Below are 11,933 nucleotides of genomic sequence, written 5' to 3' on the forward strand. Positions count from 1 at the left end.
GGGGACGCGGCGCCACCCGGTCCGGTACGGCGGCACATTTCGGTGAGTACGGAAACGGGGGAGCGCGCGACCGCCCCCAGGGTGACAGGGCCGGTCACCCTGGGGGCGGGCTGTTCACCTGCTGCCGGGGAAGCAGTGCGCGTGGTCGTTCGCCCAGCCTCGGAACGTGCCCGCGGCGCGGCCTGTCAGTGGGGCGAGCGCGTCTCCGCGCAGATCCTTGCCGCCGCCGGCCTGCAGGGCGGCCCGCTCGAGGAGTGCCTCGACCACGGGCGGCGGGTGTCCGCGTGCCAGGTACGCGCGTGCCTCCCGGACCGTCCACTCGCGGAACCGCAGCGGGCGCCCGAGTACGTCGCCGAGGATGCGCGCCTGCGCGTGGGCGCTGAGCTCCTCGGGACCGGCGAGGGTGTACGTCCTGCCCGCGTGTCCGCTCTCCGTGAGCGCCCGCACGGCGACCCGGGCGACGTCGCGAGGGTCCACCGGCGCGTTGGGCGTGCTGCCGTACAACGCGCCCACCGTGCCGTCCCGTTCGATGGGGTCGGCCCAGGACAGGGTGTTCGACATGAACGCCCGGGGGCGGAGCAGGGTCCAGGCGATCCCGCACGAGCGCACCGCCTCCTCCATGGCCCTCTGGCGTGAGGTGAGGAAGTCGTCGGTCTCGTCGGCGACGACCGCTGCCGACAGCTTGACCACGTGGCTGACGCCCTGGGCGACGGCGGCTTCCAGGAAGCGCTCGTCATGGGGCTCGACCGGGTGGCCGGTGACCAGGAACGCGGCCCGCACCCCGCTCAGCGCTCCGGCCAGTTCGTCGGGCCGTGCGAAGTCCGCGACGGCGTTCTCCACCCGGGGGCCGGGCACGGCGGGGCGCGCGGGGGCGCGGCTCATCAGCCGTACGGCATGGTCCGCCGCCAGCTGCCGCGCCACCTCCCGCCCCACCGTGCCGGTGGCGCCGGTGACCAGGATCAAGACAGTCTCCGGGACTGTCCCGCGGAGAAGACCGAGGTGAACACGGCTTCCCCGTCCTGGTGTCCGGTGACCTTCATCGCCCAGTCGGCCCCCGACAGGGACACGTCCGTGACCTCGATGAGCAGGGGCCGGGAGAACTCCGCGTACCGGTGGAAGGTGTTGTCGCCGGTCCAGGGCGCGAAGGCGGAGGGACCGATGGTGGCGTGCGCGGCCTGGCGGGCGGCCTCGATGAGGACCATGCCCGGCACATGGTCCTTGGGCCCCTGGTAGAGGGTGCGGTGACCGGTGTCGATCTTGAGGACCCAGTGGCCCCAGATACCGGTGGGGAAGAGCAGGACGTCCTCGGAGCGGAGGCGGCCCACGAGTTGGGGCGGCACATCGGGTGCGTACTGCCGGGGTACGGGCTGTTGTGCGACGGCACCCCGCACACGACGGTAGGCGCGGGCGCTGATCAGGTTGATGTGGCTGACGCCGGTGCCGACCTCCCGGCCGTTGCGTCCGACCGTGACCGCGGCCCGCATGCCGGACAGCACACGGCCTCGGTGGGTGAGTTCGTCGAAGACGACTTCGATCTCGACGTCCGGCTTGTAGCCGACGTGAAGGTGCTGGGGCTGGCAGGTGAAGTCCAGCGAGCGCATCAGATAGTGCGTGTCGAGTGGGACGTCGTAAGCGGCATGACCGAGCAGAATCGTACTCTGACGCATGGATTCCACCAGTAACAGCGGATCGTGGAGTCCGCCGACCGGCGCGAAGAACGGGTGCTCCTCGGGCCAGCTGCCATCGACGAGGAAACGGTTCTCCGAGAGGCGTTTCCAATGCGTCGGTACGACGTCCTGCGGTCTCTCGCGGTGCGCCCACTGCATGGGCACGGAAGTGGGCTTCCGGGTGCCGGCGCTGATGATGTCTAACACGATCCCCCCAAGAAACGTTGTTGGCGCAACGTTACGTACCCCAGGATATTCTTTTCAACGGCTGAAAGTGTGACGCGAAACACATCATGCGGAATTGAATAAGTGCAGGTCACAAGTGATCTAGAGGGGAACTTACGTTTCGTGAACGCTCCGGTCGGGGTGGAGGCAGAGCCTCCGGGGAGCGTGGGGTCGTCTTTTTGACAGCAGATTCGTACGTTAACGTTTTTCTCGCTTCCGGAGCACAGAGCGAGGGATGAACTTGACAAAGCAGGACCGGGCGGCACGAACCCGGCGGAAACTCATCGAGGCCGCCGCCGTCGTCTTCGACCGGCGAGGCTATGAGGCCACCACTCTCAGTGACATCGCCACCGCGGCGGGAACGACCAAGGGGGCCATCTACTTCCACTTCAGGAACAAGGACGACCTGGCCCGGATAATCCTCGCCGAGCAGCAGCAGACCGAGGAGAACGCCCTGCGCCCGCAGCCCGTCAAGCTGCAGGAACTAGTCGACTCCGGGATGGTCTTTGCCGAACGCCTGCGCACCGACCCGCTGGTCCGTGCCAGTGTCCGGCTCACCCTGGACCAGCAGGCCACCGGCATCGACCGCGGCGGCGTGTTCCGCGCCTGGAGGGACGCCAACCTGGCCATTCTCGAGAAGGCACAGGAACGCGGTGAACTCCGTTGCCACGTCGACCTTCTGGCGACCGCCGAGCTGTTCGTGGGCACCTTCGCGGGCCTCCAGCAGATGTCGCAGCTACTCAGTGACTACGACGACCTGCCGGACCGTGTGACGGTACTGCTGCAGAACCTCATGCCCAGCATCGCCGTACCCCCGGTACTCGGTGTGCTCGACATGTGTGAGCGGCGCGGGGCCCACCTGATTGCGGCAGCGAAGTCGGGAGCCGGCGGGGAGTCCGCGGTGGCGGAGGAGCCGCCCGCCGCGCAGGACTGACGGCCGGCCCAGGCCGACAGCAGGGGCCCGGACCCGCGCCGCCGCGCGGGTCCGGGCCCCTGCTCCTACCCCTCGGGGTGCCTAGTCGTAGCTGAGGTCCGACGCGGTGTAGCGGCAGTACGTGCCGTCCGGGCCGCTGCCCGTTTCCTTCGGCTCGGCACCGGTGCTGTTGCCGGTGTAGCGGACGCACGGCTTGATCTTCTTGCTGCTGTCACCGTGGATCCGCACCGACCGCAGTGCGGCGGTGTCCCCGTAGTTGGTGTTGATGCCGACCAGGGACTTGCCCGGCGCCGTGATGTCGACGTCGTTCACGATGATCTCGCGCTTGTACTGCTTGGAGCAGTTGCCGCAGGACCGGACCAGCTTGCCGAAGTCCGACACCTGGAACTTCGTGACGACCAGTTTGCCCGCGCCGTTGAACTGGAAGACCTTGTCGGAGGCCTTCTTGGCGCCGCCGCCGTACACCGTGTAGACGGAGCCGGTCGACGTGCCCTTGAAGGACGCGGCGTCCTCGCCGACGTCCTCCCACCAGACGTTCTGGATGGTGCAGCTGCCGGAGCAGTGCACGCCGTCGGCGGCGGGCGAGCCCAGGATGACGTTCTTGAGCGTGGCGCCGTCGGCCAGCTTGAAGATCGGGTCCTGGCCCTCCTCCTGGCCGTCGCCCCCGAGGTCGCCGCTCCCGTAGAAGCGCTTCAGTGATCCGTCGTACGTCCCCGAGACCTCGATGGTCTTCGAGACGGCCTGGGTGCCGGTGGCGCTGGGCCAGGCGGGTACCGCGGCCGTCGCCGCGCCCGCCGGCTGCAGCATCACGTTGGTGGCCAGAGCGGCGCCGGTGAGGCCCAGGGCCGCGGTGAGGGCGGCTGCCATGCGGCGCCTGCCGGGCCTGCGCCGGTGGGTGTGCGCGCGTTCCTTCATGTTCGTGGTCCCGTTTCCTAGGGGGTGGGGGTGTGTCGCGCTCCTGGGTCGCCACCGCCCTGGGAAAGGGTTGCCGCCTCCGGGCCCCGTTCTTCTCCACGGTGCCGGCCGGCCCCGCCGCCCCGCGTTCAGCGCGTCTGTGTGAAGTCCCCGCCCACCGCGACCTGTTCACCCGCCACCCGCGCCCGCGCCGTGTAGTCGTCCCGTCCGGCGTCACGGTCGCCCTGCGCGTGGTTGTACTGCCCCGCGAAGGTGTGCGTACCGGCCGGCACGCTCCTGCCCGGCTTCAGGTCCCAGCGGTAGACCAGGAAGCCGTCCTCCTCGCGTGCCGAGACCGTGAAGTCCTCTTCCGGCAGGGAGCGCCAGGACCCGGTGGTGTTCACCCCGCCGTTCAGCGCGATGCGGAGTTCGACGGTGAGCGTGGACAGGGGCCCGGCCGTCTTCACCGTCACCTCGCTCTGCGCCCAGTAGCTGTTGCTGTCCGGGTCCAGTGAACCGTCCGACCACAGCGGGCCCTTCCCCGCCGGCAGCGCGCCTCCCCTGCCCGCGGCCGGCGACGTGGGGCCGGGTGAGGCAGGACCCGCGGCCACCCGCTGCCCGCCCTCCGGCTCCTCCCCGCCGGCGGACGCCACCGCGAACGCGCCGGCCGTCAGCACCCCGCACACCGCGGCGGTCGCCCCGGCGACGCGCAGCCACGGCATCGCCGTACGCGGGACGCGCGCGGGGCGGGCCGGCGGTTCCTCCGCCATGCCACGCTCGACACGGGCCAGCATCCTCGCCCGGTCGGGGTGGTGCGAAGCGGCGGCCGCGCGCAGGCGCTCCCGCAGGTCCTCGTCCATCACTGCCTTCCTCCGGCGCGCTGTCCGGCGGCCGCCACCTGTACCTGTGCCGCCGGGGTCTCGGGCCCCAGCAGCCGCTGGAGTTCCGCCACACCGCGCGAGGTCTGGCTCTTCACCGTACCCACCGAGACGCCGAGGACCAGAGCGGTGTCGCGTTCGGACAGGTCGAAGGCGTGCCGCAGCACCACGCACGCCCGCTTGCGGAACGGCAGCCGCCGCAGGGCACCTTGGACGTCCACCACGGCCGACACGTCGGGCCCGTCCGCCGCGCAGCCGTCCCCGGCCCCGCGAGGCGCCCAGAACAGGGCGATCCTCCGGCGCTCACGCACGGCGCTGCGGATGCGGGTGCGGGCCAGGTTGGCGACGACCCCTCTGGCGTACGCCGCCGGGTGGTCGGCGCCCCTGACCCGGTCCCAGCGGTGCCAGAGCGCCATCAGCGCGTCGGCCGCCAGGTCGTCCGCCGCATCCGCCTCGCCCGTCAGCAGATGGGCGAGCCGGGCGAGTTCGGCGTAGTGCGCCTCGAAGAACGCACGGAACTCGGCGGCAGCAGCATCATCCACGACTGTGCCCACGGGTACCTCTTCTCTGCACGGGGATACCTACGCGCTCGAACGGGCTGTGTACGTTCCCAACTCCGTTCGCGGGGCGCGAGCGTACCAATGAGCACCCCGGAAGCGCTTCGACAGGTGTGCGCCTCCCAGTAAGGCGTAACACGGCGAAAACCTGAACCCCCTTGCGCCGGCCGAAGGACCGGAGGCCCGGGGGAGTGACGGCGCGCGCGTCCGTGTGTACGTTCCTTTCGCGCCACCGCCCGGGGGTCCGCGGTACACACCCCGGCTCTCTTCGGCGTGCCCGTGCGCCGTCCGAGACGTAACACGGCGAAAACCTGAAATCCCCGTGGCCGGTGAACAATCCGGCTGACCACCGCGTGATCCGTACGCGGTGTCCGTACACCGCGATCCGTACACCGCGATCCGTACACCGCGATCCGCATACCAGGAGGAGCGTCATGCCGGACAGACCTGATCCCACCGCGCCCGTGCGCGGGACCGAGGGCGCCGTGGCCCCCGAGCCCGCGGTGTCCGCGGAGGGCGTGCCCCCGGAGCGCGGCGGCCCGGGTGCGGTCGACCGCTTCTTCTCCGTGAGCGCCCGCGGCTCCGACTTCGGACGTGAGATACGCGGCGGCTTCGCCACCTTCTTCACGATGGCCTACATCCTGGTGCTCAACCCGATCATCCTCGGCTCGGCCGAGGACAAGTTCGGCAACCACCTCTCCGCACCCCAACTCGTCACCGCCACCGCCCTGGTGGCCGCCGTGACGACCGTCGTCATGGGGCTCGGAGGCAATCTCCCGCTCGCCCTCGCGGCCGGTCTCGGCATCAACGCCGTCACCGCGTACCAGCTCGCGCCACTGATGAGCTGGCCCGACGCGATGGGTCTCATCGTCATCGAGGGCCTGCTGATCTGCGTCCTGGTGGTCACCGGGCTCCGTGAGGCGATCATGTACGCGATCCCCGCCTCCCTGAAACAGGCCATCAGCGTCGGCATCGGGCTCTTCATCGCTTTCATCGGCTTCATCGACGCCGGGTTCGCCACCCGCATCCCCGGCGACACCGGATCCGTGCCCGTCCAGCTCGGCGCCACCGGGCACCTCTCCGGCTGGCCGGTCCTGGTCTTCTGCCTCGGCGTCCTGCTCACCGTCGCGCTTCTCGCACGCGGGACCAAGGGCGCCATCCTCATCAGCATCGTCGTGACGACCGTCGTGGCGGTCGTCATCGACGCGGTCGCCGACATCGCCCCCACCGCGTGGGGGCTGACCGTGCCCGCCGTCCCCGAAGACCTGATGGCGGCACCGGACTTCGGGCTGATCGGCTCCTTCAGTCTCTTCGGGGCGTTCCAGCACGTCGGTGTCCTCACCATCGTGCTGCTGGTCTTCACCCTGCTGCTGAGCGACTTCTTCGACACCATGGGTACCGTCGTCGGCGTCTCCCACGAGGCCGGACTACTCGACGAGGACGGCAAGGTGCCGCATCTGGGCCGGGTCCTGCTCATCGACGGGGCGGCAGCCGTCGCGGGCGGCGCGGCCTCCGCGTCCTCCGCCACCTCCTACGTCGAGTCCGCGGCGGGCGTCGGTGAGGGCGCCCGCACGGGCTTCGCCTCCCTCGTCACCGGCGGCCTCTTCGCCGTGGCGCTGTTCCTCACCCCGCTTGCCACGATCGTCCCGGCGCAGGCGGCGGCGCCGGCCCTGGTCGCGGTCGGATTCATGCTGATGGCACAGGTACGTCACATCGACTGGGAGAAGTACGAGATCGCCGTCCCGGCCTTCCTCACGATCGCCGTGATGCCGTTCACCTACTCGATCACCAACGGTATCGGCGCGGGCTTCGTCTCGTACGTGGTGCTCAAGACCGTCCTCGGCAAGGCCAAGGAGGTCCACTGGCTGCTGTGGGCCTCCGCCGCCCTGTTCGCCGTGTACTTCGCCGTCGACCCGGTCGAGCAGCTGCTCGGCGTGAAGTAGGACCCGACCCGCTGCCACCGGCAGGCCGGTGGCAGCGGGTCCGCCTCAGCCCTTCAGGGCCGCCTTCATCATCTTCTGCGCGATCGGGGCCGCGAGACCGTTTCCGCTGACCTCGGAGCGGGCCGCTCCCGAGTCCTCGACGACCACCGCGACCGCGACCTGCTTGCCGGTGGAGTCGTCCTTCGCGTACGAGGTGAACCAGGCGTAGGGAGTGTTGCTGTTGTCCACGCCGTTCTGCGCGGTTCCCGTCTTGCCGCCCACCTCGGCGCCGTCGATCTTCGCGTTGCTGCCGGTTCCCTCGTCCACGACGGTGACCATCGCGCTCCGCAGCTGCTCGGCCGTCGAGGCCTTCACGACCCGCTCGGTGTCCCCGTCCGGGAACTCCTGGAGGGTGGATCCGTCGGAGTCCGTCACCTTGGAGACCATGTGCGGTGAGGCCAGCTCACCGCCGTTGGCGAGGGCCGACGACACCATGGCCATCTGCATCGGGGTCGCGGTCACCTCGAACTGCCCGATGCCGGTCAGCGCGGTCTGCGCCTTGTCCATCCCGGTCGGGTACACGCTCTGCGACGCCCGCACCGGTACGTCGAGCTCCTCGGTGTCGAAGCCGAAGTCGTCCGCCATCGCCTTCAGCTTGTCCTGGCCCAGATCGGCCGCGACCTTCGCGAAGACGTTGTTGCACGAGTACTGGAGGGCGGTACGCAGTGTGGCGTTCTCGCAGGGTGCCGAAGGGTTCTCGTTCGACAGGACCGTGCTCGTGTTCGGCAGGGTGTACGGGTCGGGGCTGTCGGTGGGCTCGTCGACCGAGCCGTACAGACCGTTCTCCAGCGCCGCCGAGGCCACCACCAGCTTGAACGTCGAGCCGGGCGGCAGCGGCTGCCGCAGCGCCCGGTTGACCAGCGGTTTGCTCTTGTCGTCGAGCAGCTTCTGCCAGGCGTCGCCGTCCGTGGTCCCGCTGATGCCGGAGGGATCGTACGAGGGCGAGGAGACCATCCCCAGGATCCGCCCGGACTCCGGGTCCATCGCGACCGCCGCTCCCCGGTCGTCGCCGAGCGCCTCGTACGCCGCCTTCTGCACGTCCGGGTCGATGGTCGTCAGTACGTCGCCGGGGTCCGTCTGCTTGCCGGTGAGCATGTCGGCGGGGTTCTTCAGCCGGTCGTCGGTGCCGTCGAGGACATCGCTGTAGATGCCTTCGAGCTGGGTGGCTCCGTAGGCCTGCGAGCTGTAGCCGGTGACCGCCGCGTACAGATCGCCCTGGGTGTAGGTGCGTTTGTAGCGGAGGTCGTCGCCGTCCGTCTCCTTCGAACCGGTGACCGGGGAACCGGCCACGATGATGTCTCCGAGCGGCTGCGCGTACTGCGCGATGGTGTTCCGCCGGTTGTGTTCGTCGTCTGCGAGCGCCCGTGCCTCGTACGCCTGGACCCAGGTCGCCCGCACCAGCAGGGCGAGGACCATGAGCAGACAGAAGACCGAAGCGCGCCTGATCGTCTTGTTCATCCCGCTGGAGGGACGAACGGGGGCGCCGGGGACGTTCCCGTTCGTGTTCCTTCTCACCGGTTTCTCAGGCGCGCGGGTCCGCTCGTCCGGGAGCGCCCCGCTGTGTGCTCAGAGCCTGCGGGTGGCGAGCGTGAGCCGGTCGCGGGCGTCGAACAGGGCGTCCTTGACCATCTGCTCGTGCGCCGGCGTGAGCCGGGCGACCGGTACCGAGCAGCTGATCGCGTCACGCGAGGGGGTGCGGTACGGGATCGCGACGCCGAAGCAGCGCAGGCCGAGGGTGTTCTCCTCGCGGTCCACGGCGTACCCCTGCTCGCGGATGACGTGCAGCTCCTCGATCAGCTTCTCGCGGTCGGTGAGGGTGTGCTCGGTCAGCGCCGGCAGAGTCTCGGGCAGCATCTTGCGGACCTGCTCGTCGCTGTGGGTGGCCAGCAGCGCCTTGCCGAGCGAGGTGGAGTGCGCGGGCAGCCGGCGGCCGACCCGGGTGAAGGGGCGCAGGTAGTGCTGGGACTGCCGGGTGGCGAGGTACACCACGTTCGTCCCGTCCAGCCGGGCCAGGTGGATGGTCTCCGTCGTGTCGTCGGAGAGCCGGTCCAGGGTGGGGCGGGCGGCGGCGACGACCTCGTCACCGTCGATGTACGAGGTGCCGACGAGCAGGGCCCGCACGCCGATCCCGTAGCGCGTTCCCGTGGCGTCGGTCTCCACCCAGCCGAGCTCCACCAGGGTGCGCAGCAGCATGTAGAGGCTGGACTTGGGATACCCGACGGCCTCCTGCACGGCGGCCAGCGAGTGCATGCCGGGTCGCCCCGCGAAGTATTCGAGGAGCTCCACCGTCCTCACAGCGGACTTGACCTGTGCCCCACCGGACTCGCCAACCGACATCCCTGATGCCCCTTCCAGCCTTCTTGTCCGACCCTGTCACTTCTTGCCAACACTGAGCGCCCGGAAATAGAGTTCCCGTGTATTCACGTTCAGGAACGCTGTTCAGAATACCGAACAACTTCTCCTGTGTGGCAGTGGACCGGAAGGAATCACGGTGGCAGCAGCACCAGTCTGGAGCGTCGACCCCCGAACGGGGAACCCGCGTGAGCAGGTTGCGGTGGAGGCTACAGCGGAGGAGGTCGACCGTGCGGTCCGGGCGGCGCACGCCGTCCGGGGAGCGCTGGCCGACCGCACCGTGCGCGCCGCGTTCCTCCGCACCGCGGCCGACCTGCTCGCCGAGGCCCAGGAACACGTCATCGAGGCCGCCGACGCGGAGACCGCGCTCGGCCCCGCCAGGCTCACCGGCGAGCTGGCCCGCACGGCCGCCCAGCTGCGGGCCTTCGCGGAGGTCGTCGACGAGGGCGCCTACCTCGACATCCACATCGACCACGAGGACGGCAGCCGGACCCCGCCCTGGCCGGACCTGCGCCGCTACAAGATCCCGCTCGGTGTCGTCGCCGTCTACGCCGCCAGCAACTTCCCGCTCGCGTTCTCCGTCCCCGGCGGCGACACCGCGAGCGCGCTGGCCGCGGGCTGCCCCGTCGTCGTCAAGGCGCACCCCGACCACCCCGCGACCTCCGAGATCTGCGCCTCGCTCCTGCGCCGGGCCGCGGCCCGGCACGGGCTGCCCGAGGACGTCCTGACCGTGGTCCACGGTTTCGAGGCGGGTGTCGAGCTGGTGAAGCACCCGCTCGTCTCCGCCGCCGGCTTCACCGGGTCGATCCGCGGCGGCCGCGCCCTGTTCGACGCGGCGGCCGCCCGGCCCACGCCGATCCCCTTCCACGGCGAGCTCGGTTCGCTCAACCCCGTCGTCGTCACCGAGGCGGCCGCCACCGAGCGCGCCGAGCAGATCGGTGCCGGACTCGGCGGCTCGATGACCATGGGCGCAGGGCAGTTCTGCACCAAGCCCGGTTTCGTGTTCGCCCCGTCCGGCGAGGCCGGCGACCAGCTGCTGAAGTCGCTGACCGAGACGGTGAGCGGTACGGGCGCCGGGGTCATGCTCGACCACCGGATGCGCGAGGCCTTCGTCCAGGGAGTGGCCGAGCGGGCCGCGCTCCCCGATGTCGAGGCACCCGTCACCCCCGGTGCGGGCGGCGAGCACACGGTCTCCGCGGGCTTCCTCACCGTGCCGGCCCGGCGGCTGGCCCAGGAAGGACCCCACGACGCGCTCCTGGAGGAGTGCTTCGGCCCGGTCACCGTCGTGGCCCGCTACGACTCCGCGGACGAGATCACCGCCGTGCTGTCCCGCCTGCCCGGGAACCTCACCGCCACCCTCCAGATCGCCACCGAGGAGGCCGACGGCAGCGCCGCCGGACTGCTGGCCGAGCTGACGCCGGTGGCAGGACGCGTCCTGGTCAACGGCTGGCCGACCGGCGTCGCCGTCGCTCCCGCCCAGCACCACGGCGGCCCGTACCCGGCCACCACCTCCACCTCCACCTCGGTCGGGGCCACCGCGATCGAGCGCTGGCTGCGCCCCGTCAGCTACCAGTCGACGCCCGAGGCGCTGCTGCCGGCGGAGCTCCGCGAGGACAACCCGCAGAACCTGCCGCGCCGGGTCGACGGGCGCCGGGTATGACGGCGCTGCGGATCGACGAGCTCCCCTTCCCGCTGGAGCCCTCCGGGCCCGAAGGCGGGTGGGTGTACGAGGACGGCGCGCTGACCGGCACGGCCGGCCCGAAGCAGGACCGTTTCGTCCCGCCGGGAGGCGACGCGCTGGAGCCCGCCTCCGACGCCCCGCGTCTCCTGGGCGCGGCGCCCGAGGGCGACTTCCAGCTGATCGCCCGGGTGAAGGTCGGCTTCGCCGCCGCCTTCGACGCGGGGGTGCTCTACCTCCACGTCGGCGAGCGGGAGTGGGCGAAGCTCTGCCTGGAGCTCTCCCCGGAACGCCCGACCGTCTGCACCGTGGTCACCCGGGGGCAGTCCGACGACGTGAACTCGGCCGTCGTGGAGGGGGACAGCTGCTGGCTGCGGCTCAGCCGCACCGGCGGTGCCTTCGCCTTCCACGCGTCGGCCGACGGTGAGCGGTGGACCTTCGTCCGCGTGTTCACCCTCGGCACGGAGGAGGAGCGGGCGGCCGCCCGCATCGGCTTCCTCGTCCAGTCACCGACCGGCGAGGGCTGCACGGCCTCGTTCGACCGGATCGCCTTCCGCCCCACCGCCCCGGGGGACCTGCGCGACGGCAGCTGACGGAACACACGCACACCCGCCGAGGGCCCGGATCCAGGAGGATCCGGGCCCTCGGCGCATGTCCCGGCCCGCTCTGTCGCGTTCGTACGGTGTTCACCCGTGCGTCACCAGGAATCCTCCGGCAATCAACCCGCGTTTCTCACGGCTTCCTCATGCGCCCTTGATTCGGTGTC

At 70.7% G+C, this 11,933-nt stretch carries 11 protein-coding genes; 4 read left to right on the forward strand and 7 right to left on the reverse strand.

Annotated elements, in window-relative coordinates:
- Positions 1 to 114: 114 nt before the first annotated feature.
- Together P8A20_RS28335 and P8A20_RS28340 are read right to left on the reverse strand one after the other, a co-directional pair.
- Positions 115 to 963 (reverse strand): NAD(P)H-binding protein, encoded by an 849-nt coding sequence (locus P8A20_RS28335; RefSeq protein ID WP_306104470.1) that lies wholly within the window; start codon positions 961 to 963, stop codon positions 115 to 117.
- The gene (locus tag P8A20_RS28340) at positions 960 to 1,874 is read right to left on the reverse strand and encodes a ScbA/BarX family gamma-butyrolactone biosynthesis protein (RefSeq protein ID WP_147964380.1); all 915 of its coding nucleotides are present in this window, start codon (positions 1,872 to 1,874) and stop codon (positions 960 to 962) included. The genes P8A20_RS28335 and P8A20_RS28340 overlap by 4 nt, the downstream gene beginning before the upstream one ends.
- Before the next feature lie 253 nt (positions 1,875 to 2,127).
- On the opposite strand from P8A20_RS28340, the gene P8A20_RS28345 reads away from it, so the two are divergent.
- Complete coding sequence (locus P8A20_RS28345) at positions 2,128 to 2,826, forward strand: ScbR family autoregulator-binding transcription factor (RefSeq protein ID WP_261989078.1); 699 nt, start codon at positions 2,128 to 2,130, stop codon at positions 2,824 to 2,826.
- A gap of 81 nt (positions 2,827 to 2,907) precedes the next feature.
- Here P8A20_RS28345 and P8A20_RS28350 read toward each other — a convergent pair whose 3' ends face one another.
- The 3 genes from P8A20_RS28350 to P8A20_RS28360 form a co-directional block, all read right to left on the reverse strand.
- Entirely contained in the window at positions 2,908 to 3,741 is an 834-nt protein-coding gene (locus P8A20_RS28350) for a pectate lyase (protein WP_147964379.1), read from the reverse strand.
- Between the two features lie 128 nt (positions 3,742 to 3,869).
- A complete protein-coding gene (locus P8A20_RS28355; RefSeq protein ID WP_306104471.1) occupies positions 3,870 to 4,580 on the reverse strand; it encodes a hypothetical protein in 711 nt (236 codons plus the stop codon).
- Entirely contained in the window at positions 4,580 to 5,152 is a 573-nt protein-coding gene (locus P8A20_RS28360) for a SigE family RNA polymerase sigma factor (protein ID WP_147961989.1), read from the reverse strand. Before P8A20_RS28360 ends, P8A20_RS28355 begins: the two co-directional genes overlap by 1 nt.
- 437 nt (positions 5,153 to 5,589) lie before the next feature.
- On the opposite strand from P8A20_RS28360, the gene P8A20_RS28365 reads away from it, so the two are divergent.
- Complete coding sequence (locus P8A20_RS28365; protein ID WP_261988893.1) at positions 5,590 to 7,098, forward strand: NCS2 family permease; 1,509 nt, start codon at positions 5,590 to 5,592, stop codon at positions 7,096 to 7,098.
- 45 nt (positions 7,099 to 7,143) lie between these two features.
- Here the strand turns inward: P8A20_RS28365 and P8A20_RS28370 are convergent, their stop codons facing one another.
- The gene (locus P8A20_RS28370) at positions 7,144 to 8,595 is read right to left on the reverse strand and encodes a peptidoglycan D,D-transpeptidase FtsI family protein (RefSeq protein WP_306104472.1); all 1,452 of its coding nucleotides are present in this window, start codon (positions 8,593 to 8,595) and stop codon (positions 7,144 to 7,146) included.
- Positions 8,596 to 8,703: 108 nt separating this feature from the next.
- On the reverse strand, positions 8,704 to 9,474 hold the full coding sequence (locus P8A20_RS28375) for an IclR family transcriptional regulator (RefSeq protein WP_147961991.1): 771 nt from the start codon (positions 9,472 to 9,474) through the stop codon (positions 8,704 to 8,706).
- A 154-nt stretch (positions 9,475 to 9,628) separates the two neighbouring features.
- On the opposite strand from P8A20_RS28375, the gene P8A20_RS28380 reads away from it, so the two are divergent.
- Positions 9,629 to 11,149 (forward strand): aldehyde dehydrogenase (NADP(+)), encoded by a 1,521-nt coding sequence (locus tag P8A20_RS28380; RefSeq protein WP_306104473.1) that lies wholly within the window; start codon positions 9,629 to 9,631, stop codon positions 11,147 to 11,149.
- Positions 11,146 to 11,760, forward strand: coding sequence for a DUF1349 domain-containing protein (locus P8A20_RS28385; protein ID WP_147961993.1), 615 nt, complete (start codon positions 11,146 to 11,148; stop codon positions 11,758 to 11,760). The genes P8A20_RS28380 and P8A20_RS28385 overlap by 4 nt, the downstream gene beginning before the upstream one ends.
- Positions 11,761 to 11,933 lie beyond the last annotated feature (173 nt).

Source organism: Streptomyces sp. Alt3 (assembly GCF_030719215.1).
In the GTDB taxonomy this organism is placed as follows: Bacteria; Actinomycetota; Actinomycetes; order Streptomycetales; family Streptomycetaceae; genus Streptomyces; species Streptomyces glycanivorans.